This is a genomic window from Amycolatopsis sp. NPDC059235, from assembly GCF_042754125.1.
GTDB lineage: Bacteria > Actinomycetota > Actinomycetes > Mycobacteriales > Pseudonocardiaceae > Amycolatopsis > Amycolatopsis albidoflava.
Window position 1 is genome coordinate 1 of the sequence record NZ_JBHZAG010000124.1, and the last position, 21,028, is coordinate 21,028.

The 21,028-nt window shown below is 68.9% G+C and carries 18 protein-coding genes; 10 read left to right on the plus strand and 8 right to left on the minus strand.

Annotated elements, in window-relative coordinates:
• Positions 1 to 380: 380 nt before the first annotated feature.
• Positions 381 to 818: an SRPBCC family protein gene (locus tag ACFXI3_RS43095; protein ID WP_378407668.1), complete on the plus strand. Its 438-nt coding sequence runs from the start codon at positions 381 to 383 to the stop codon at positions 816 to 818.
• Between the two features lie 18 nt (positions 819 to 836).
• Here ACFXI3_RS43095 and ACFXI3_RS43100 read toward each other — a convergent pair whose 3' ends face one another.
• From ACFXI3_RS43100 to ACFXI3_RS43115, 4 genes are all read right to left on the minus strand, one after another.
• Positions 837 to 2,498 (minus strand): fumarate hydratase, encoded by a 1,662-nt coding sequence (locus tag ACFXI3_RS43100; protein ID WP_116206878.1) that lies wholly within the window; start codon positions 2,496 to 2,498, stop codon positions 837 to 839.
• Positions 2,499 to 3,757: 1,259 nt separating this feature from the next.
• On the minus strand, positions 3,758 to 4,789 hold the full coding sequence (locus ACFXI3_RS43105; protein ID WP_344267636.1) for a sigma-70 family RNA polymerase sigma factor: 1,032 nt from the start codon (positions 4,787 to 4,789) through the stop codon (positions 3,758 to 3,760).
• Positions 4,790 to 5,066: 277 nt separating this feature from the next.
• A complete protein-coding gene (gene dtd, locus ACFXI3_RS43110) occupies positions 5,067 to 5,492 on the minus strand; it encodes a D-aminoacyl-tRNA deacylase (RefSeq protein WP_344267634.1) in 426 nt (141 codons plus the stop codon).
• Positions 5,489 to 6,994 (minus strand): methyltransferase, encoded by a 1,506-nt coding sequence (locus ACFXI3_RS43115; RefSeq protein WP_377928211.1) that lies wholly within the window; start codon positions 6,992 to 6,994, stop codon positions 5,489 to 5,491. The genes dtd and ACFXI3_RS43115 overlap by 4 nt, the downstream gene beginning before the upstream one ends.
• Positions 6,995 to 7,013: 19 nt before the next feature.
• Between ACFXI3_RS43115 and ACFXI3_RS43120 the strand changes: the two genes are divergently transcribed.
• Both ACFXI3_RS43120 and ACFXI3_RS43125 read left to right on the plus strand, forming a co-directional pair.
• A complete protein-coding gene (locus tag ACFXI3_RS43120) occupies positions 7,014 to 8,306 on the plus strand; it encodes an amidohydrolase (protein WP_378407671.1) in 1,293 nt (430 codons plus the stop codon).
• A gap of 8 nt (positions 8,307 to 8,314) precedes the next feature.
• Positions 8,315 to 8,659: a DUF3099 domain-containing protein gene (locus ACFXI3_RS43125; protein WP_344268510.1), complete on the plus strand. Its 345-nt coding sequence runs from the start codon at positions 8,315 to 8,317 to the stop codon at positions 8,657 to 8,659.
• 257 nt (positions 8,660 to 8,916) lie between these two features.
• On the opposite strand, the gene ACFXI3_RS43130 is transcribed toward ACFXI3_RS43125, so the two are convergent.
• From ACFXI3_RS43130 to ACFXI3_RS43140, 3 genes are read right to left on the minus strand one after another with little or no spacing between them, the layout of a single operon-like run.
• The gene (locus ACFXI3_RS43130) at positions 8,917 to 9,786 is read right to left on the minus strand and encodes a carbohydrate kinase family protein (protein ID WP_378407673.1); all 870 of its coding nucleotides are present in this window, start codon (positions 9,784 to 9,786) and stop codon (positions 8,917 to 8,919) included.
• Positions 9,783 to 10,697 carry a pseudouridine-5'-phosphate glycosidase gene (locus ACFXI3_RS43135; RefSeq protein WP_378407675.1) on the minus strand — a complete coding sequence of 305 codons (915 nt, stop codon included), beginning with the start codon at positions 10,695 to 10,697 and terminating at the stop codon, positions 9,783 to 9,785. Before ACFXI3_RS43135 ends, ACFXI3_RS43130 begins: the two co-directional genes overlap by 4 nt.
• Before the next feature lie 9 nt (positions 10,698 to 10,706).
• Positions 10,707 to 11,363 carry a hypothetical protein gene (locus ACFXI3_RS43140; RefSeq protein ID WP_378407677.1) on the minus strand — a complete coding sequence of 219 codons (657 nt, stop codon included), beginning with the start codon at positions 11,361 to 11,363 and terminating at the stop codon, positions 10,707 to 10,709.
• 84 nt (positions 11,364 to 11,447) lie between these two features.
• Between ACFXI3_RS43140 and ACFXI3_RS43145 the strand changes: the two genes are divergently transcribed.
• Both ACFXI3_RS43145 and ACFXI3_RS43150 read left to right on the plus strand, forming a co-directional pair.
• The gene (locus ACFXI3_RS43145; protein WP_020657970.1) at positions 11,448 to 11,690 is read left to right on the plus strand and encodes a DUF3039 domain-containing protein; all 243 of its coding nucleotides are present in this window, start codon (positions 11,448 to 11,450) and stop codon (positions 11,688 to 11,690) included.
• Positions 11,691 to 11,815: 125 nt separating this feature from the next.
• Positions 11,816 to 12,664 carry a hypothetical protein gene (locus ACFXI3_RS43150; protein ID WP_344267624.1) on the plus strand — a complete coding sequence of 283 codons (849 nt, stop codon included), beginning with the start codon at positions 11,816 to 11,818 and terminating at the stop codon, positions 12,662 to 12,664.
• Position 12,665: 1 nt separating this feature from the next.
• Here the strand turns inward: ACFXI3_RS43150 and ACFXI3_RS43155 are convergent, their stop codons facing one another.
• Positions 12,666 to 13,904 carry a YihY/virulence factor BrkB family protein gene (locus tag ACFXI3_RS43155; RefSeq protein WP_378407680.1) on the minus strand — a complete coding sequence of 413 codons (1,239 nt, stop codon included), beginning with the start codon at positions 13,902 to 13,904 and terminating at the stop codon, positions 12,666 to 12,668.
• A 215-nt stretch (positions 13,905 to 14,119) separates the two neighbouring features.
• Between ACFXI3_RS43155 and ACFXI3_RS43160 the strand changes: the two genes are divergently transcribed.
• From ACFXI3_RS43160 to ACFXI3_RS43180, 5 genes are all read left to right on the plus strand, one after another.
• Positions 14,120 to 15,877 carry a DEAD/DEAH box helicase gene (locus ACFXI3_RS43160; protein ID WP_378407682.1) on the plus strand — a complete coding sequence of 586 codons (1,758 nt, stop codon included), beginning with the start codon at positions 14,120 to 14,122 and terminating at the stop codon, positions 15,875 to 15,877.
• 351 nt (positions 15,878 to 16,228) lie between these two features.
• Positions 16,229 to 17,362: a sugar ABC transporter substrate-binding protein gene (locus tag ACFXI3_RS43165; RefSeq protein ID WP_378407684.1), complete on the plus strand. Its 1,134-nt coding sequence runs from the start codon at positions 16,229 to 16,231 to the stop codon at positions 17,360 to 17,362.
• A 93-nt stretch (positions 17,363 to 17,455) separates the two neighbouring features.
• Complete coding sequence (locus tag ACFXI3_RS43170) at positions 17,456 to 18,229, plus strand: ATP-binding cassette domain-containing protein (RefSeq protein ID WP_378407686.1); 774 nt, start codon at positions 17,456 to 17,458, stop codon at positions 18,227 to 18,229.
• Between the two features lie 20 nt (positions 18,230 to 18,249).
• Positions 18,250 to 19,683 carry a sugar ABC transporter permease gene (locus tag ACFXI3_RS43175; protein WP_378407688.1) on the plus strand — a complete coding sequence of 478 codons (1,434 nt, stop codon included), beginning with the start codon at positions 18,250 to 18,252 and terminating at the stop codon, positions 19,681 to 19,683.
• Positions 19,684 to 19,705: 22 nt separating this feature from the next.
• Positions 19,706 to 20,875, plus strand: coding sequence for an ROK family protein (locus tag ACFXI3_RS43180; RefSeq protein ID WP_378407690.1), 1,170 nt, complete (start codon positions 19,706 to 19,708; stop codon positions 20,873 to 20,875).
• Positions 20,876 to 21,028 lie beyond the last annotated feature (153 nt).

Below are 21,028 nucleotides of genomic sequence, written 5' to 3' on the forward strand. Positions count from 1 at the left end.
GTGCTTGTCAAGGCGGGAAAGATGCCTTGACAAGCACCCCCGTGCCGCGTTTTTGGCTTCGTATCGGGGTGCGGGGGTGGTGTGGGTGCCTCGATGGTTGGGTGCGTCGGCTGCGGTTCGCGGTGGGGCGGGGCTTGCGCCCCAATGTGGCGTTGGGTGCATGTGACGCACCGAATGTGGCGTTGGGTGCGTGGGACGCACCGAATGTGGCGTTGGGTGCGTTGCGGCGGTGGGTGGTCCGTGAGGGGAACCCTGGGGGACTCTGAGTCCCTCAGGGTTCCCCTCACGTACTTCTTGTTGGGAGTCCACAGTGGACGCGTTGGGCTGTTCGGGGGTGCGTCGATGGCCTCAGTGGCTGTACGGCTCTAGGCTTTGCGGCTATGGGAACTCGCCAGGTTTCGCGCAGTGCGGTGGTTGCTGCTGCGCCGGAACGGATTTTCGCGTTGCTTGCCGATCCGGCTCAGCATCCGCTCATCGACGGGTCCGGGACGGTGCGCGCCAGTCGTGGGGCGGCGCCGGATCGGTTGTCGTTGGGCTCCGAGTTCGGCATGGAGATGCGGATGGGGGCGCCGTACCGGATTCAGAACACCGTGGTCGAGTTCGAGGAGAATCGGCTGATTGCCTGGCGGCACTTCGCGGGGCATCGGTGGCGCTGGCTGCTTGAGCCGACGGGGGACGGGCACACCGAAGTCACCGAGACCTTTGACTGGTCTACTGCTCGGTCGCCGCTCGCGATTCGGTTGCTGGGGTTTCCCAAGCGCAACGCCGAGGCCATCGAGAAGACTCTCGCCCGGTTGGGCGGGATGTTTCCCGGGTGACCTCGGCGTGCTTGGAGATCAGCGGAAGCTGATTTGCAGAACCGGTTCGCTGGTTTCGGAGAAGAAGTCGTTGCCCTTGTCGTCGATGACGATGAACGCGGGGAACTCTTCGACCTCGATTTTCCAGACTGCTTCCATGCCGAGTTCGGCGTACTCGAGGACGTCGACCTTCTTGATGCAGTCCTTCGCCAGCCGTGCGGCCGGGCCGCCGATGGAGCCCAGGTAGAAGCCGCCGTGTTCCTTGCAGGCGGCGGTGACCTGCTTCGAGCGGTTGCCCTTCGCCAGCATCACCAGCGAGCCGCCCGCGGCCTGGAACTGGGCGACGTACGAGTCCATCCGGCCGGCCGTGGTCGGGCCGAACGAACCGGACGCGTAGCCGTCGGGGGTCTTCGCCGGGCCCGCGTAGTAGACCGGGTGGTCGCGGAGGTACTGCGGCATCTCCTCGCCGGCGTCCAGGCGCTCGGCGATCTTGGCGTGCGCGATGTCGCGGGCCACGACCAGCGGGCCGGTCAGCGACAGGCGCGTCTTCACCGGCAGTTGCGCCAGCTGTGCGCGGATCTGGTCCATCGGCTGGTTGAGGTCGACCGACACGACCTCGTCGGACAGGTCGTCCTCGGTGACGTCCGGGAGGAAGCGGGCCGGGTCGCGTTCGAGTTGTTCGATGAACACGCCTTCGCTGGTGATCTTCGCCTTCGCCTGGCGGTCGGCCGAGCACGAGACGGCGACGCCGACCGGGCAGCTCGCGCCGTGGCGGGGGAGACGGATCACCCGGACGTCGTGGCAGAAGTACTTGCCGCCGAACTGGGCGCCGATGCCGAACTGGCGCGTCATCTCCAGCACCTGCTGCTCGAGGTCGCGGTCGCGGAACGCGTGGCCCAGTTCAGAACCCTCGGCGGGCAGGTTGTCGAGGTAGCGCGCGGAGGCGAGCTTCGCGACCTTGAGGTTGAACTCGGCCGACATGCCGCCGACGACGATCGCCAGGTGGTACGGCGGGCACGCGGCGGTGCCCAGGCTGCGCAGCTTCTCGTCCAGGAACCGGGCGAGCCGCTTCGGGTTCAAGACCGCCTTGGTTTCCTGGTACAGGAACGTTTTGTTGGCGCTGCCGCCGCCCTTGGCCATGAACAGGAACTCGTACGACGGATCCGTCGCGTCCGAATCCTTGTGGTAGAGCTCGACCTGCGCGGGAAGGTTCGTGCCGGTGTTGCGCTCTTCCCAGAAGTTGATCGGGGCCATCTGCGAGTAGCGCAGGTTGAGCTGCTGGTAGGCGTCGAAAATGCCCTGCGAGAGGGCGCGCTCGTCGTCGCCGCCGGACAGCACGCCCTCGGTGCGCTTGCCGATGACGATCGCGGTGCCGGTGTCCTGGCACATCGGCAGCACGCCGCCCGCCGAAATGGCCGCGTTGCGGAGCAGGTCCATCGCGACGAACCGGTCGTTGCCGCTGGCTTCGGGGTCGTCGACGATCGCGCGCAGCTGCTGCAGGTGTGACGTGCGCAACAGGTGCTGGATGTCGGTGATCGCCGTGCGCGCGAGCGTCGTCAGCGCTTCCGGATCGACCTTCAGAAACTTCCGCCCGGCGGCTTCGACAGTCTCGACGCCGTCGGCGGTGACCAGCCGGTATTCGGTGGTGGTGTCCTTGCCGAGCGGCAGGACTTCGGTGTGCTGGAACGTGGTGGGCGGCACAGCGAGGCTCCTTTGCCCTGATCGGGATTGGCTCACGGTACTCAGCGGATTCCGCCCGGTCGCACCGGCGCGGGGACGCTGTGGGATAGCGCACGCCGACGGTGCTTTCCGCGGGCTTCCCGGCAGGCATGGTCGGGAGGCCGGGCCCACCCCGACGGACCCGACCTCCCGGGGAAAGCGGACCGGATGCGCACACACCCGTCCCGCGTGACTAACGGGACCCCCGCCGGCGCGTTGACCGGACGCCGCACAGCGGGGGTCGCGAACGCTTGCTACCCAGTGCCCGGAACCGTGAAACGCGAACGAGACGCGAATTCCACGATCGGGTGCACAGAGTGGTGACGGGATTGCGGTGGGTGTAACTCGAAGGGGGATTAATGGGATGAATCGGGGCACGGAAGGAGGATCGTGCGCGCTACGGGGGCTAAAGGGGTTGATGGGGCTCAAGTGGCTCGTGAGGCTGGTGGTGTTGATGAGGCGATTTGTCGTCAATTGCCCGGCGGTCGCCGGGGTGGCCGGGGTGGGTGAGATCGTGGTCTGGGCATGAGAAAACCTCGGTCCGGAGATCGAACCGAGGGTTATGCGGCGGCCAGCGGCACCGCCTGCTGGCGACTGAAGTCGCGATCGGTCGGCACCGCCTGCTGGCGACTGAAGTCGCGATCGGTCGGCACCGCCTGCTGGCGACCGAAATTGCGATCAGCGCACCGCTGGCTGGCGGCTGAAGTCGCGGCTAGCAGCACCGCTTGCTGGCCGCTGAAGTGGCGATCAGCGGCACCACTTGTTGCCGATCGAAGTCGCTGGCTAGTGGGACCGCTGGCTGGCCGCTGAAGCCGCGGCTAGTCGCATTGCCCGCTGGCCGCTGAAGCCGCGATCAGCGGCACCACTTGCTGCCGATCGAAGTCGCTCCCAGCGACACCGCTCGCTGGCCACTGAAGTCGCGGCTAGCAGCACCGCTCGCTGGCCGCTGAAGTAGCGATCAGCGGCACCGCCCGCTGCCCACCGAAACAGCAGCCAGCGGCACCACCCGCTGCTCACCGAATTGATGGATGCGGCCGAAAGCTTCCGCCCCGCTCGACCGGGCCCCACCCGGTCCCCGCGGAAACCTCGACCTGCCTGCCCGCGTGCTTGCCGCGGCCTGTGGCTCACCGGACCCCACGCCCGGTCAGCCTGCCGCGGCAGCCCGAATCAGCTCGCCGGCAGGCTTCTCCGCCCTCTCCGGAACCCGGGCCCCGAACCCCGGCCCCGGAGAGGGAAGAAACTCAGCTGGCGTACGCCCGCAGCCGGTCGGCGCGCTCGCCCTGGCGCAGCTTCGCCATGACCTCGCGCTCGATCTGCCGCACGCGCTCGCGGGACAGGCCGAAGTGCTTGCCGATCTGGTCGAGCGTGCGCGGCTGGCCGTCGTCGAGGCCGTAGCGCAGCCGGATGACGTGCTGTTCGCGGTCGTCCAGCGTCGCCAGGACACGACGGAGGTCGTCCTGCAGCAGACCGGAGATCACCGCGCTCTCGGCGTCGGTCGCCTCGGAGTCCTCGATGAAGTCGCCCAGCGGGGCGTCTTCCTCGGTGCCCACCGGCATGTCGAGGCTCACCGGGTCGCGCGACTGGTCGAGCAGGTCGGAGATCTTGTGCACCGGAATGCCCGATTCGGCGCTCAGTTCCTCGTGCGTCGCGTCGCGGCCCAGCTGCTGGTGCAGGTCGCGGCGGATCCGCGCCAGCTTGTTCACCTGCTCGACCAGGTGAACCGGCAGCCGGATCGTGCGGCCCTGGTCCGCCATTCCGCGCGTGATGGCCTGGCGGATCCACCACGTGGCGTACGTGGAGAACTTGAACCCCTTGGAGTAGTCGAACTTCTCCACCGCGCGGATCAGGCCCAGGTTCCCCTCCTGGATCAGGTCGAGCAGCGGCATGCCCCGTCCGGTGTAGCGCTTCGCGAGCGACACCACGAGCCGGAGGTTGGCCTCCAGCAGGTGGTTCTTCGCGACGTGGCCGTCGCGCATCAGCGCGCGCAGCTCCTTGCGGCGCTGCGGCGTGAGGTCCTCGGCGGTGTCGAGCATGTGCTGGGCGAAGACCCCGGCCTCGATCCGCTTCGCCAGCTCGACCTCGTCGGCCGCGGTGAGCAGCGCGGTCTTGCCGATGCCGTTCAGGTACACGCGCACCAGGTCGGCGGCGGGGCTCTGAGCGTCGAGGTCGGCGTCGGTGAGCGCCCCCACGCTCGGACGCTCCTCGGTCTGCTGTGCTGGAATCCGGCGCTCGCGAATCCCGCGCGCTTCGCGTTCGAGAGTCTGGACTGACATTCTGCCTCCCCGGTCACGGGCTGAACGTGTCTCGCCGGCGCCTGCGGGACGGGGCCTGTGGAATCCCGTGTCCGCGGGCCCAGCCGGCTTGGCTGGACACTGGTCTCAACGCCCCGGGAACCTGAAACGTTCCCGGCTCGCTGAAATGAGGACGGGCGTACCCGCCTCGCGGTTGCTCCACCAAAACTGAGGTTTTGCTGAGAACCGCCCCGCTCCGGGAAATGCGTGCGAATCGCGCCCCGCGCCTTCGATGTTACGCGCGCCGATCCAATGTGGTCTAGACCTCAATGAGAACGGTGAACGGGCCGTCGTTCACGCTTTCCACCGCCATCTCCGCGCCGAACCGTCCGGTCGAGACGGTGGCGCCGCGGCCGCGCAGTTCCGCGACCACGGCGTCCACCAGGGGCTCGGCGATTTCCGGCCGGGCGGCGGCGGTCCACGACGGGCGACGGCCCTTGCGGGTGTCGCCGTAGAGCGTGAACTGCGACACCACGAGCAGCGGAGCGCCGGTCGTCGCGCAGGATTCTTCGTCGCGCAGCAACCGGAGTTCGTGCAGTTTGCGAGCCATCGTTTCGGCTTTCCCGAGATCGTCGTCACGGTGCACGCCCAGCAGCACGAGCAGGCCCGGTTCCTTGATCTCTCCGGCGATCTCCCCCGCGACGGTCACGCTCGCGCGGGTGACCCGCGCCGCCACCGCCCTCACTGCGGCGAACCGGGCACGAGCATGCCGTGCCGCACGAGTTCGCGGACGATCGGCAACGCGGAGGCGGTCAGCTCGGCCGAATCGAGGCCCTGCGCGGCGGACAGCAGATCCAGCAGATCCGACAACGGCAGCGCCCCGCGGCAACCCGCGAGAAGCCGCGTCGTGAGTTCGTCGACTTCGTGCTGCCAACCCGGTCCGTCAGTGCGATGCAGCCGACGCACGGTCGTTTCCCAGCCTTCGTCGCCGGGTGAATCGACGCGTTCAAGCAGCACTGTCTCGGGTACCCGAAACGCTACGTCCAACACATTGTCGCCGTGCGTACGTAGCCACTCGACGCGGTCGAGCCAGTTCGCTGCTTCAGGGCCGAGCGGGTCGTCGTAAGCCTGTCGAAGGTCTTCGCAGACGACAGTCGGCGTCTGACCGTTTGCGCGCCGCAGTGTCACGAAGCCGAATCCGATGCCCTGTACGTCGTTTTCGCTGAACCAGTCGAGCCACGCTGCGGCTTTAGCGCGGCCTTCGGGCGAGCGTGGGTCGATGCCTTCGTCGCGCAGCCAGGTGCCGACGTACAGACCCGGGTCGGCGACGTCGCGCTGTACGAACCAGGCGTCGGTCTCAGGCGGCAGCCAGCGCGCGACGCGGTCGCCCCAGTCTTCTCCGCGTCGGTGCAGCCACGACGCGAGGAGCTGACCGGTGCCGCCGTCGTTGAGGAAGCTCGGCAGCTGACGGACGACCAGCGCGCTCGCGTCGTCGCCGGCCAGGCCGGAGTCGCGGTAGGTGTAGTCGACGCGCGGCGGGCCGACCACGAACGGCGGATTGCACACGACCTGGTCAAAGCGGCGGCGCGCGACTGGCGCGAACCACTCGCCGCGCAGCAGTTCAACCTCCAGTTCGTTCAGCCGGAACGTGCCCGCGGCGAGGGCGAGCGCGCGGGCCGACACGTCGGTCGCGGTCACTCGCTGCGCGTGCCGGGTCGCGTGCAGCGCCTGGACGCCGTTGCCGGTGCCCAGGTCGAGCAGCGTGCCGACGGGGCGGCGGCTGGTCGCGCGGATCAGGCTCAGCGACGCGTGCCCGACGCCGAGCACGTGGTCCTCGGGCACGACGTGGCCGAGCATGTCGGCGTCGAGGTCGGAGACGACCCACCACGAGCCGTCGTCGTCGCCGTGCGGCCGGATGTCGAGCGCGGCGCGGAACTCGTCCCCGACGGTCCGCAGGATGCCCGCGGCCACCGCGTCGTCCGCGCTGAGCGGGGCGAACGCCGACGAGACGGTCTTCTCCGGCTCGGCGAGACCGAGCAGGAACAGCCGGATGAAGACGCCGAGATCCCCGGCGTCGAGGCTCGCGCGGCGGGCCGGTTCGGGCTCGCCGCGGCCGAGCGCCGTGTGCGCCGCGCCGCCGAGCGCGTCGACGACGCCGTCAGCGTCGTAGCCGGTGCGTCGGAACGCTTCGCGCAGCCGCGCGCAGACGTCGTCGGAAAGGTCAGGAAGAGGCGTGTTCGTGCTCACGGTGGGTAAGCCTGCCACGATGAGCATCGTGACCACCGAGACCACCGAGCGTGTCCTGGCTCCGCTTGAAGCGGCACTGCCGGAGCTTGAAGCGCTGTACGTCGATCTGCACCTTCATCCCGAGCTGGCGTTCACCGAAACCCGTACGGCGGCAGAGCTGGCGCGACGGCTGACTGAAGACGGCTTCGAGGTGCACACCGGCATCGGTCGCACTGGCGTCGTAGGCGTCCTGCGTAACGGCGAAGGACCGACTGTGCTGCTTCGCGCGGACATCGACGCGTTGCCGGTCGAGGAGCAGACGGGGCTGTCGTACGCGAGCACTGCGCGCGGCGTCGACTCCGAAGGCCGCGACGTGCCGCTGATGCATGCCTGCGGACACGACATGCACGCGACGTGGCTCTCCGGTGCCGCGCATCTTCTCGCGGCTTCGCGGGACGAGTGGTCCGGCACGCTGCTCGCGGTGTTCCAGCCTGGGGAAGAGGCCGGGGACGGGGCCGCGGGAATGGTTCGCGACGGCCTCTTCGACCGGGTCGGGCGTCCTGACGTGGTCTTCGGACAGCACATCGTGCCTGGTCCCGCCGGGTGGGTGTTGACTCGTCCGGGCGTGATCATGGCGGCGACCGACACCTTGCGGATCACCCTGCACGGTCGCGGCGGGCATGGGTCGCGGCCGGAAACCACGGTCGACCCGGCGGTGCTGGCGGCGTCTGTGGTGCTCAAGCTGCAGACGATCGTGTCGCGGGAGATCGCCGCGACCGAGCCCGCGGTGGTGACCGTCGGCTCGATGCATGTCGGGACCGCGGCGAACGTGATCGCTGATCATGCGGTGTTGGAGGTCAACACTCGCGCCTTCGACGACGCTGTGCTGGTGCGGCTGCGCAAGGCGATCGAGCGGATTGCGAACGGTGAGGCCGCCGCCGCGGGAGCGCCACAGCCGCCGACCGTGGAGGTTGTCGCGTCCTATCCGGTCACGGCGAACGACGCCGCCGCGTCGGATGAGTTAACTGAGGTGTTTCGGGGGCACTTCGGGGCCGAGACGACGATGCCCGCGCCGTTGGTCACCGGCAGCGAGGACTTCAGCGAGTTTGGGCGGGCGGCCGGGGTGCCGTCGGTGTTTTGGCTGGTCGGCGGGTTTGACGCGCAGCAGGTGATCACCGCGATGACGGAGGGGCGGTTCGAGACCGACGTGCCTTCGAATCACTCGTCCAGGTTCGCGCCGGTGCTGCATCCGACGTTGCGGACCGGGGTCGAGACGCTGGTCGTCGCCGCGCTGTCCCGGTTTGCTCGCCCGGGTGTCGCGGAAGGGCGGTGAGTGAGACGATGGAACGCGGAGGTGGTGCTGTGAACGCACCCCACGGACCGGATCCCCGCCCCGAGCCTGTGCTGATCACCGAGGCCGAGCCGTCGCTGGACGATCAGCTGGCGGCGCGGAAGCGGAAGTACGTCATCATGATGGTTTGTCGTATTCCTTGTCTTGTTTTGGCTGGGTTGACTTATCACACGTGGTGGCTGGCTATTTTGTTTTTGGTGATTTCTATTCCGTTGCCTTGGATTGCTGTGTTGATTGCCAATGACCGGCCGCCGCGGAAGTCGGAGAAGGTTAATAGGTATGCGCGGGATGCGAAGCAGATTGAGGGGCGGAAGCATCGGGTGATCGACGGGTAGCTCGTCGCCTGGCGGCGACATTGCGCCCGATGTTGCGTGGGGCACCCCGAAGCTTGATTGTGCTGACGGTTCGGGGGTGCTTGTCAAGGCGGGAAAGATGCCTTGACAAGCACCCCCGAACCGCAGGGAGGCTTCGTATCGGGGTGCGGGGGAGGGGCTGGGTGCCTCGATTGTTGGGTGCACCGGTGCGGTTTAGAGCTGTGAGGGGAACCCTGAGGGACTCTGAGTCCGTGAGGGTTCCCCTCGCGGGCGTCTGGTCAGGGTTGGGGGCCGATTCGGCTTACTGCCAGTGCGCCTAGTTGGGTGCCTGCGCGTAGGACGTCCACTGTGGACTTTCCGGCCAGCCAGGTGGTGAGGACGCCTGCGTCGAAGGCGTCGCCTGCGCCGGTTGAATCCACGCAGGTTGTTACTACTGCGGGGACTGAGGCGACGCCGGTTGCGTCGATCCAGCTTGCGCCGTCTAGGCCTGCGGTGACTACGACCGCGCCGACTGTGGCTAGCAGTTCGGTGGCGGAGGACGGGTCTGCGGAGCCGGTCAGGGCGACTAGTTCCTCGGTGTTCGGCATGAGCAGGTCGGTGCCGCGTACGTCGTTCAGGAAGGCTGCGGGGTCGTGGATGTGGGCGGCTGCTTGGGGATCCACGGAGGTGGTCAGGCCCGCTTCCTTCGCGGCGGCCAGTGCGGCTAGGCCTGCGGGGCGTGACGACGGGTCCAGCAGGACGTAGCCGGACAGGTGCAGGTGGGTGGAGCCGGTCAGCGACTCGGGCGTGACGTCTTCGGGGGCGAAGCGTTTGTTCGCGCCTCGGTCGGCGAGCATGCTGCGTTGGCCTTCTCCGTCTACCAGCACGACTACACAGCAGGTCGGGGCTTCCGGGTCCGTCGCGAAGGCGCAGCGGACGCCTGCGGCTTCCAGTTCCGCCTTGATCAGGCGGCCGCCGGAGTCGTTGCCGATTCGGGCTACCAGGGTGGTTTCCGCGCCCAGGGAACGCAGCCACAGGGCGGTGTTCGCTCCCGCACCGCCGCCGGTGAAGCGGATTGCTGCTCTTGCGTCGCCGCCGTGGGGGAGGGGCTGGTCGTGTCGGGCGACTACGTCCAGGCCTGCGTCGCCTACTACTACGATTCCGGTCACGACAGGGCCACCGCTACTTCGGTCGCGAGTTTGGCGTTCGAGAGCACCAACGCTTCGTTCGCGTCGATGCTGACGCCTTCGCTGGCGGTGTGGAAGTGTTCCAGCAGCACGGGAGTCACGTCCGCGCCGTGTACGTCGGCGTCGGCCAGTTTTGCCAAGCCCTCCTGCAGGAGGCGGTCGTGCAAAGCACGGTCCATTTCGGACTCAGCGGGGATCGGGTTTGTCAGCAGTACGCCGGAATTCGCGTAGCGGCGGTGGGCGGAGATTACGGCGGCGGCTTGTTTCGCGTCCTCGACGCGCCAGCCGACGGGGTGGCCGGAGGAGCGGAGGTAGAAGGCGGGGAAGTCGTCGGTGCGGTAGCCCAGGACGGGCACCGAGTTCGTTTCCAGGACCTCAAGGGTGGCGGGGATGTCCAGGACCGACTTCACGCCGGAGCACACGACCACGGTCGGCACCTTGGCGAGGACGCCGAGGTCGGCCGAGACGTCCCAGCTCTGTGCCGCGCCCAGGTGCACGCCGCCGAGTCCGCCGGTCGCGAAGACGCCGATTCCGGCTGCCGCGGCGAGGGCGGAGGTGCCGGCGACCGTCGTCGCGCCGGAGCGGCCTAGGCCGACTGCGGGGCCGAGGTCGCGCAGGGACAGCTTGTCCAGGTCGGCGTCCGGGGCGCAGACGCGCTCCAGCTCGGCGGGGGAGAGGCCGATGACTGGCCGTCCGTCCAGTACCGCGATGGTGGCCGGTACGGCGCCGCCGTCGCGCACGGTTTGCTCGATTCGGCGGCCGACGTCGAGGTTCCGTCCGTACGGGAGGCCGTGCGAGAGGATCGTGCTCTCAAGGGCGACGACGGGGTGACCGTCGCGCAACGCCGAGGCGACTTCCTCGTGGACGAACAGGGGAGTGGTCTGGGTGGTCACGAACGGACATCATCTGTGATCGCCGCGTGCGCCGCGGCATCGGGTCAGCTCTGCCTGCAGATTTCGCCGCGCGGCGGATTCCCAGCGTGAGCGGGCGGCTTCGGTGAGGTACAACGCCGGGCGCGCGAGGAGGCTTTCCAGGACGGCGGCGCGGCCGGTTGCCCAGGCGTCGTCGGGGTAGCGCGCGTACTCCTGGCGGACGTTGTCCACGTACGCCGCGTACACGGCAGGCGGTGTGCCGAGGATGGCTAGGTCGGCGTCGAGGAGGGCTGCTGCGGCGAAGTCGCCTTCGGGTGCTTCGTGGGCGGCGGTGGCGAGTACGAGTGCTTCGGCCTGGTCGATGTGCGCGTCGGCAACTCCCGCGCGAGTAAGCCAGTGGCGTAGCCATTCGGCGCTGCGCTGTTCGTCTTGGCCTGGCACGGCGTCGTAGACCACGTCGTGTGCCCACGCGGCGAGGACGACGACGGCGCGTTCGTGGAAAGGCAGGTCGGCGGCCAGGTGCTCCGCGTCGTGCGCGACGGCGGTGGCGTGGGCGAGGTCGTGGTAGCGGCGGTGCGGTTCGGTGTAGCGCGTTTCGAGGTCGGCCCAGGCGTCGTGGCCGGCGTGGTGGTCGCCGCCGAGACGGGTCAGCGCGCTGTGCCACCGGGGTGCGGGCTCGTGCGGCATCCGGGCTCCTGAGGGGTCCCTTGGCAGGTCAGGCGAGCCTAGCCGGGCATTACCGCGGGCGCGGCGCTGAGGCATGATGGTGGGGTGAGCACCGAAACGCTGACCAAGCCGGAGACCGACAGCACCGAGTCGACCGACGACGACTCGCCGAAGATGTTCCACTACGTGCGCAAGAACAAGATCGCCGAGAGCGCGGTCATGGGCACGCACGTCGTGGCGCTCTGCGGCGAGGTCTTCCCGGTCACGAAGTCGCCCAAGCCGGGGTCCCCGGTCTGCCCCAAGTGCAAGAAGATCTACGAGGGCCTCCGTCCCGGCGGCGACGACTGATCCTTCCCGCGCGTCCCGGTGCGCGGGAACAAAGGTGAAAATCCTTCACTCGGTGGCTGTGCACCCGGGGAGGAACTGGTAGACCTGCAGTCCGGCCAGTCGCCTCCCCGCAGGAGTGTCCCCGCATGCGCGCAACCGGGATCGTGCTTTCCCTCGTCGTCCTGCTGTCCGCCTTCAGCGCCGTCGCGGCGGGCGCCGCGAACGCGGTGACCGGATGGACCACCGTCGGCTCAGACCGCGCCCGTCCGCTCGACGAAAGCCAGGGCCTCGCCACTGTCGAGCGCCCGTCCGGCACCAGCATCCGCTACACCGGGATCGGCACGATCGACCCCGGTCTCGCCGCCAAGGGCTGGAACCACATCGGCGACCCGGGATCCGCGAAGGGCTGGTACGTCGAGCCCTATCAGCGTGACGACCGCGGCGCGAAGCTCTTCCGCGTCGAGGCCCCGGACGGCTCCCGCGCCGATTACCAGCACGCGCTGGAATCGTGGGAGGCCAACAACAACTCGTTCGCCGCGGTGTCGCCCGACGCGCGCTGGCTGGTGTCCGGCGAGTGGGGCACGATGGACCGCCTGCTCGTCTACCCGATGCCCGGCGTCGCGGCCACCGATCCCGGCCAGAACCTCCCGTACGCCTCGGCGATCCGGCTCGACCACCCGGTGCGCGACGTCCAGGGCTGCGATTTCGTGTCCGCCACCCGGATGATGTGCTCCTCCGACGACCCGGACGGCAGCCTCTTCGGCACCACCAAACCCTTGCTGCAGGTCGATCTCTCCGGCCCGGTCTCCGGCTCCGACGTCACCGGGCACGTCACCTCGCTCGGCCAGCTTCCGCTGCAAAGCGGCTGCAGCGGCAACTTCGAGGTCGAGGGCATCGACTACGACGAGCGCGACGGCACCCTGCGCGTGGTCGTCATGTCGCCGAGCGTCTGCATCGCCTTCGACAGCAAGACGTGGCGGTTCCGCCAGGGCTGACTCAGCCCTGCTGCGGGCGGCGCTGACGCGGTTCCGGGCCGGGAGACGGCTCGGAACCGGCTCGCTCCTCGGACGGGCGCTCAGGCCTCGGGAGCTGCACGGTCTCCGACCCGGCGTGGTTCACCTCGGTGCCGTTCGATTCCTCGTGGCCAGCGGCGGAGTCGTCAGTGTCGTGTTCGGCATGCCGTTTCGGCCGGCGCAACGGCATCGTCGTGCGGTCCCACAGCTTGCGGCCTTCCTCGGCCCGCATCCGCTCGGTCGCGCGTTCCATCTCCAGCCGCCGCCACTTGCGCCGCTGCCGCCGGGTCGCCTTCGCGGGCCACAGCTCCTGGATCGCGCTGTTGAAATACGCGCCGCCGACCACCGCGAGTCCGATGAAGAACATCAGCAGCAGGAACGCGATCGGAGCGGCCAACGCGCCGTAGGTGTAGCCGGTTTTGGTGATCCAGTTCAGGTAGATCCGCAGCCCGATGCTCGACACCAGGAAGACCACGCCGGCGAGCATCGCGCCCGGCAGCCCTCGGTGCCACGGCAGCCGGCGCGGAAGCGCGAGCTTGTACAGCGTCGTCAGCGCGAGAGCGATCATCACGCCCAGCACCGGGTAGTAGAGCGTGCCGACCCAGGACGAGACCGTCGGCCGCCAGTCGACCGGGAAGAACTCCGGCAGCAGGTCCGGCCCGATCGCCAGCAGCGGCAGCCCGATCACGAGCCCGATCAGCGCGCACAGGTACAGCAGCAGCGCGAAAATCCGCTGCCACACCTCGTTGCGCACGCCGTACTGGTCGTGCGCGACGGTGATCGCGTCGACGAACGACGACATCGCCGACGAACCCGCCCACAGCGAGATGACGAAGCCCACGGACACGATCTCGCCCTTGCCCACGGTGAGAATGCTGTTCACCGTCGGTTCGATGATCTCCTGCACCGCGTTCGCGCTGAAGATGGTGTGGCTGAAGGTGATGATCCGGTCGTGCACCGCGGTGACCACGTTCTGGCCGAACCACTCGCCGATGAACCCGACGCTGCCGAGCAGCCCGAGCAGCAGCGGCGGAAGCGACAGCGTCTGCCAGAAGGCCGCCTCGGCGGCCTCGGAGAAGATGTTGCCCTCCCACGCTTTCGCGAGGGTGCGGGTGAACAGCCGCCACGGTCCCCTGCGCACGGTCTTCTCCGGCACGCTCTTCTTCGGCACTGCCTCGCCGTCCGGCTCTGCCTCGCCGGCGTCCGGTGTCACCTCGCCCATGGTGTGTCCCAGCATGGTCCATGCGCGCGGTTTTGGCTCGTCACCCCCGCCGAGAGGGGGCGTGTCGGAGGACACCACCCGTGGCGGTGCCCGGCGCCCGCGGGCGCGGAAGGTAAGCTGGCCGACGTGCCCTCATCGCGGCGCCCGGCGGCGAAGCCGGTGCCACAGTGGGGGTTTTCGCACGTCACGGCCGCGCCGAGCGGCCCGAGGAGGGGGTGAACCGAGTTTTGTCCGAGACGACCCAGCCGGTCCTCGGGGCGCCGCCCGCAGAGAAGGACTCCACCGCGCGCCCGCTGCGCGCCTGGCAGCGCCGAGCGCTCACGAAGTACCTGTCGAGCCGGCCGAAGGACTTCCTCGCGGTCGCGACGCCGGGCGCGGGCAAGACCGTTTTCGGCCTCCGGATCGCCGCCGAACTGCTGTCGGACCGCACCGTCGAGGCCGTCACGATCGTCACCCCCACCGAGCACCTGAAGCACCAGTGGGCGTCCGCGGCCGCGGCGGCGGGCATCCCGATCGACTCGAACTTCCGCAACACCACCGGCGTCACATCCTCGGACTACCGCGGCGTCGCGGTCACCTACGCGCAGGTCGCCGCGCACCCCACGCTGCACCGGGTGCGCACGGAGAACCGCAAGACCCTGGTGATCCTCGACGAGATCCACCACGCGGGCGACGCGAAGTCCTGGGGCGACGCGACCAGCGAGGCGTTCACGCCCGCGGTGCGCCGTCTCGCGCTCACCGGGACGCCGTTCCGCAGCGACGACTCGCCGATCCCGTTCGTCACCTACGAACCGGACGGCGGCGGGTTCCAGCGCAGCAAGGCCGACCATTCCTACGGCTACTCCGACGCGCTCGCCGACGGCGTGGTCCGGCCGGTCGTCTTCCTCGCCTACTCCGGCGAGGCGTCGTGGCGCACGAGCGCGGGCGAGGAGTTCACCGCGCGGCTGGGCGAGCCGCTCACCGCGGAGCAGAACGCGCGCGCCTGGCGCACGGCGCTCGACCCGGCGGGCGAGTGGATCCCGGCGGTGCTGCAGGCCGCCGACACGCGGCTCAGCCAGGTGCGGCAGGGAATTCCGGACGCGGGCGGCCTGGTCATCGCCACCGACCAGGACACCGCGCGCGCCTACGCCAAGATCCTGGAGCGGATCTGCGGCGAAACGCCGACGCTGGTGCTGTCCGACGACCCGAAGGCGTCCGGGCGGATCAAGGAGTTCTCCGAGACCAAGGAACGCTGGATCGTCGCGGTCCGGATGGTGTCCGAGGGCGTCGACGTTCCGCGGCTGGCCGTCGGCGTGTACGCGACCAGCGCGTCCACCCCGCTGTTCTTCGCACAGGCCATCGGCCGCTACGTGCGGGCCCGGAAAAAGGGCGAGACGGCGAGCATCTTCCTGCCGAGCGTCCCGGTGCTGCTGGAACTGGCCAGCGAGCTGGAAGCGCAGCGCGACCACGTGCTCGGCAAGCCGCACCGGGAGAAGGAAGGCTGGGACGACGAGCTGCTCGCCCAGGCCAACCGCACCGAGGACGAGCCGGGGGAGGAGGAGAAGGCGTTCACCTCGCTGCACGCCTCGGCCGAGCTCGACCAGGTCATCTACGACGGCAACTCGTTCGGCACCGCGGTCTTCTCCGGCTCCGACGAGGAGCAGGAGTACCTCGGCCTTCCCGGGCTGCTGGAGCCGGACCAGGTCCGCGCGCTGCTGCGCAAGCGGCAGGAAGAGCAGATCACCGACGAGAAGCGGCGCAAGCCGAAGACCGAGGAACCGGCCGCGCCGCCGGTCCGGTCGCAGTCGGTGAGCGAACGGCTCGGCGCGCTGCGCAAGGAGCTCAACGCGCTGGTCGGCGTGTACCACCACCGCACGAAGAAACCGCACGGCGCGATCCACAACGAACTGCGCCGCCAGTGCGGCGGCCCGCCCACCGCGATGGCGACGGTGGAGCAGCTCGAAGAGCGGATCGTCACGCTGCGCTCCTGGTAGCCCAGCGGGATTCCCGCGCGTGTTCCCGTCCTCGGGAGCACGCTCCTTGACCTGGTAGAACCGCGTGTCCGGTTCGGCCAGGGCGCCCGATCGGGCACTCCTGCCCTCTCGACCGGACAAGACCGGACAAGTTCTCGTTACGCTCGGTACGTGGCCGGGGTCACTCCGTCAGCCGAGCCGCCAGATGAGGGCCGTGTTGCCGAACTGTGTCCATTTGGTGTCGGTTACTCGATCCCGGCATCTTCCCCAGAGCCGCTCGGCGGCATATGTTGTCGGCCACAACATATCTGCGACGGTGCACCGGGGACCTTCTCCGATCACCCCGCGAGCATGATCGGAGAAGGAACGAGGATGCGCAGCAGAACCCTTACCCTCATCGCCGCGACGGTGAGCGCCGGCCTGGCGCTTTCGGCGTGCGGCGCCAACAGCGCGGGCTCCGGCAACTCGGGGGACAACAGCTCCGCCTCGGCCCCGGCCGGCGGCGGCGCCAGCGGCAAGGTCGGCGTGATCCTGCCGGAGACCGCCACCTCGGCCCGCTGGGAAGCCTTCGACAAGCCGATGCTGCAGGCCGCGCTCTCCGCGCAGGGCTTCAGCGCCGACATCGAGAACGCCCAGGGCGACAACCAGAAGTTCTCCACCCTCGCCGACGGCTTCATCAGCTCGGGCGTCAAGGTGCTGATCATCGCCCCGTCCGACCCGGCGGTCGGCGCGGCGATCGAGGCCAAGGCGAAGACCGCGGGCATCCCGGTCATCGACTACGACCGCCCGAGCCTCGGCGGTTCGGCCGGCTACTACGTCTCGTTCGACAACGAGAAGGTCGGCGAGATCCAGGCGCAGGGCCTGGCCGACGCGCTGAAGAGCAAGCCGGGAGCCAACGTCGTCCAGATCGAGGGCGCGCCGACGGACAACAACGCGACGCTGTTCGCCAACGGGCACGACAAGGTCCTCAAGCCGCTGTACGACTCCAAGGCGCTGAACCTCGTGCAGAAGCAGGCCATCGACAACTGGGACGCCCAGGTCGGCGGCACCACCTTCGAGCAGATCTTCACCCGGGTCAACGGCAAGGTCGACGGCGTCGTGGCGGCGAACGACGAGCTGGCCGGCGCGGTCATCACCGTGCTGAAGAAGAACGGGCTCAACGGCAAGGTCCCGGTCACCGGCCAGGACTCGACCGCGGCCGGCCTGCAGGCGATCCTGCGCGGCGACCAGACGCTGACGATCTTCAAGCCGATCAAGCAGGAAGCCGAGAACACCGCGAAGCTGGCCGCCGCGCTGGCCAAGGGCGACACGGCGGCCGCGGACGCGATCGCCACCGGCAAGCTGCACGACCCGAAGAACAACCGCGACCTGAAGTCGGTGCTGCTGGAGCCGCAGCTGATCACGATCAAGGACATCAAGACCGTGGTCCAGCAGGGCTACGTCAAGGCATCCGACATCTGCACCGGCGACCTCGCCGCCAAGTGCACCGCCAACGGCATCTCCTGACGCCGTAACTCCCCGCCAAGAGCAGCCGGGCCGGGACGCGTTCCCCCGACGCGCGTCCCGGCCCGGTATCCACGCGAGAGACAAGCGAATCCCATGAGCGAGCCCATTCTCGACATCACCGGCCTGAACAAGAGCTTCGGCCCCGTCCACGTCCTGCACGACGTGGACTTCGCCGTGCGGGCGGGCGAAGTGACCGCGCTCGTCGGCGACAACGGGGCCGGCAAGTCCACTTTGGTCAAATGCATCGCGGGCATCCACCCGTACGACACCGGATCCGTCCGGTTCAACGGTGCGGACGCGCACATCCGCGGCCCGAAGGACGCCGCCGAACTCGGCATCGAGGTCGTGTACCAGGACCTCGCGCTGGCCGACAACCTCGACATCGTGCAGAACATGTTCCTCGGCCGCGAGCGCGGCAGCAGCTGGCTGCTCGACGAGGCCAGCATGGAGAAGGCCGCGCGCGAGACGCTGGCGTCGCTGGGCGTGCGCACGGTGAAATCGGTCCGCACGCTCGTTTCCGCGCTGTCGGGCGGGCAGCGGCAGACCGTCGCGATCGCGAAATCCGTGCTGTGGAACAGCAAGGTCGTCATCCTCGACGAGCCGACCGCGGCGCTCGGCGTCGCGCAGACCCGGCAGGTGCTCGACCTCGTCCGCAGGCTCGCCGAACAGGGCCTCGGCGTCGTGCTGATCAGCCACAACATGGCCGACGTCTTCGAGGTCGCCGACCGGATCGACGTCCTCTACCTCGGCAGGCTCGTCGCGGACGTCCAGACCAAGGACGTGACGCACAGCCAGGTCGTCGAACTCATCACCGCGGGCCGCTCCGGCGAGCTCGGCCTTGCCCGCCCCGAAGCCGTCGTGCAGTGAGCAGCGAGAAAGAACCCGCCATGACCGAAACTTCCGCGAAGCCGGAGAACCGGGAAGCCCCCGCGGGGGCGATCACCGACTTCGGCATCGACACCACCTCGATGTCCACCGGCGAGGCGATCAAGGACTACTTCGCGCGGATGAAGGACGGCCAGCTCGGCTCCGTCCCCGCCGTGCTCGGCGTGATCGTGCTGGCGATCCTGTTCGGCGCGCTCTCCAGCGACTTCTTCACCTTGCGCAACATGGCGAACCTGCTGGCGCAGGGCGCGGGCCAGACCATCATCGCGATGGGCATCGTGTTCGTGCTGCTGCTCGGCGAGATCGACCTGTCCGCGGGCACCGCGTCCGGCGTCTGCGCGTCGCTGATGGCGCTGCACTACGTCCGCAACGGAAACCTGCTCGGCGCCATGGGAACCGGCGTCTTCATCACGTTCATCGCGGTGCTCGCGCTCGCGGTGGTGCTGGCGCTGCTGCAGAAGATCTGGGCCGGTGCGGCGATTTCCGTCGTCGGCATCGTGGTGATCCTCGTCGGCGCACCGGTGAACGCGTGGGTCGAAATGCTCATCGCGATCTGCACCGGCACCGCGATCGGCTGCATCACCGGCTTCCTGGTCTCGAAGATCGGCATGCCGTCGTTCGTCGTCACGCTGGCGCTGTTCATCGTGTGGCAGGGCGTGATCCTGCAGTTCATCGGCGAAGGCGGCACGCTGCCGATCAGCACGAGCGACACCCTCAACGCGGTCGCGAACGGCAACCTTTCGGTGGCGGGCAGCTGGATCCTGTTCGTCGTCGCGGCGGGCGGATACGCACTGATCGCGCTGGGCCAGCATTTCTCCCGGCTGCGGCGCGGACTGGTGGTGCAGCCGACGCCGATCGTGCTGGCCAAGGTCGCGGCGGTCGCGGTGATTTCCGCGGTCGCGACGTACCTGCTCACGGTCAACCGGGCGTCCAACAACCTCGTGGTGATCGACGGCGTCCCGTACGTCGTGCCGATCGTGCTGGTGCTGCTGTTCGCCGGCACTTACGTGCTCAACCGCACGAAGTACGGACGGCACCTGTACGCGGTGGGCGGCAATAAGGAAGCTGCGCGCCGGGCCGGCATCAACGTGCCGAAGCTGCGCACCAGCGTGTTCGTGATCAGCTCGTCGTTCGCGGCGATCGGCGCGATCGTGTACTCGTCGAAGCTCGGCGCGGTCAACGGCCAGGCGGGCGGCCTGAACACGCTGCTGTTCGCGGTCGGCGCGGCGGTCATCGGCGGCACGTCGCTGTTCGGCGGCAAGGGCCGGATCATCGACGCGGTCATCGGCGGCGCGGTGCTGGCGATCGTGAACAACGGGCTCGGCCTGCTCCAGCAGAAGCCCGCGGTGGTCAACATCGTCACCGGTCTGGTGCTGATGCTGGCCGCGACCGTCGACGCGCTCTCGCGACGGCGGGCTGAGGCATCGGCCCGCTGAGGGCTGATGGGAGGATGACGCGGTGAGCAGCCCGCCCGTCGCCCGCCCGGACGAGGTGCGCCGGCACAACCGCACGACCCTGCTGCGTCTGCTGCACGTCGGCGGGCCCAGTACGCGGGCTGCGCTGGCCACCGAACTGGGGCTCAACCGGAGCACCATCAAGACCCTCGTCGACGGCCTCGCCGAGGCGGGAGTGGTCGAGGAGAAAGTGCCGAGGCCGGGACGAGGGGCGGGCCGCCCCTCGCTCCTGGTCCTGCCGCAGCCGCACGCCGCGGTGGTGCTCGCGGTCGACCTGCAGGTCGAGCACGTGGCGATCGCGCTGGTCGGGCTCGGCGGGCAGATCCTCGGGCGCAACAGCTGGAATCTGCACGCCCGGACGCGGACCGCAGACGAGGTCATCACGCACGTGATCGAGTCGACCCGGGTGCTGGCCGGGGATCTCGGCGTGGAACCGGTGGCGGTCGGGGTGTCGGTACCCGGGGTCGTCCGGCGGGCCGACGGGCTGGTGCACGAGGCACCGAACCTGCGGTGGACCGATGTGGCGCTCGGGGACCGGTTGTCCGCGGTGCTGCGGATTCCGGTGCTGGTGGCCAACGACGCCGAGCTGGGAGCGGTCGCCGAGCATCTGCGCGGGGCGGCTCGGGGATCCTCGGATTCGGTTTACGTCTCCGCGGACGTCGGGGTTGGCGGCGGGGTGATTTCGCAGGGGTCTTCGCTTCGCGGGGGATCGGGGTATGTCGGCGAGATCGGGCATATGGCGATCCGGCCTGGCGGGCGTGCTTGTTATTGCGGGAGCCGGGGATGCTGGGAAACCGAGATCGGCGAGGCGGCGCTGTGCCGGGCGTTGGGGTTGCCTGAGGACACGCCTCGTGGCGCGATTCTCGTTGAGCTCCGTGAGCTTGGATCGGATGCTGACTCGGCTGCTGCCCGGCTCGAGGAGTATGCGGAGTGGCTCACGTTGGGGCTGGTCAACGTGGTCAATCTGCTGGGGCCGGAGTTGGTGGTGCTGGGGGACTTGCTGACTGTGCTGCCGGAGTCGGTGATCCGGGCGATCGCTGAGGACGTTCGGCGGAGGAGTTTGGTTTCGCGGGCTGTCGGGGGGACTCGGATCGTGAGTTCGGCTTTGGGGGCGGATGTGAAGCTGCTGGGGGCGGCTGAGGTGGCGTTCGAGGTGGTTCTGGACACGGTTTGAGGCTCTTTGACGGGGCCCGTTGGGTAACGCCGCGTAGGCGGGTGCGGGTGGGCACCCCGAAGCCTGATTGTGATGACGGGCGGCGGGGGGGTTTTACAGAGGGGAATATAATATTGAAAAAAAACCACCCCCCCCCAAACTGGTTGGTATGGG

Coding starts and splice junctions, on each gene's coding strand:
- ACFXI3_RS43165 (WP_378407684.1), top strand. CDS start 16,229: ATGCGCAGCAGAACCCTTACCCTCATCGCCGCGACGGTGAGCGCCGGC.
- ACFXI3_RS43175 (WP_378407688.1), top strand. CDS start 18,250: ATGACCGAAACTTCCGCGAAGCCGGAGAACCGGGAAGCCCCCGCGGGG.
- ACFXI3_RS43095 (WP_378407668.1), top strand. CDS start 381: ATGGGAACTCGCCAGGTTTCGCGCAGTGCGGTGGTTGCTGCTGCGCCG.
- ACFXI3_RS43140 (WP_378407677.1), bottom strand. CDS start 11,363: ATGCCGCACGAGCCCGCACCCCGGTGGCACAGCGCGCTGACCCGTCTC.
- ACFXI3_RS43125 (WP_344268510.1), top strand. CDS start 8,315: ATGGAACGCGGAGGTGGTGCTGTGAACGCACCCCACGGACCGGATCCC.
- ACFXI3_RS43105 (WP_344267636.1), bottom strand. CDS start 4,789: ATGTCAGTCCAGACTCTCGAACGCGAAGCGCGCGGGATTCGCGAGCGC.
- ACFXI3_RS43120 (WP_378407671.1), top strand. CDS start 7,014: ATGAGCATCGTGACCACCGAGACCACCGAGCGTGTCCTGGCTCCGCTT.
- ACFXI3_RS43150 (WP_344267624.1), top strand. CDS start 11,816: ATGCGCGCAACCGGGATCGTGCTTTCCCTCGTCGTCCTGCTGTCCGCC.
- ACFXI3_RS43155 (WP_378407680.1), bottom strand. CDS start 13,904: ATGGGCGAGGTGACACCGGACGCCGGCGAGGCAGAGCCGGACGGCGAG.
- ACFXI3_RS43170 (WP_378407686.1), top strand. CDS start 17,456: ATGAGCGAGCCCATTCTCGACATCACCGGCCTGAACAAGAGCTTCGGC.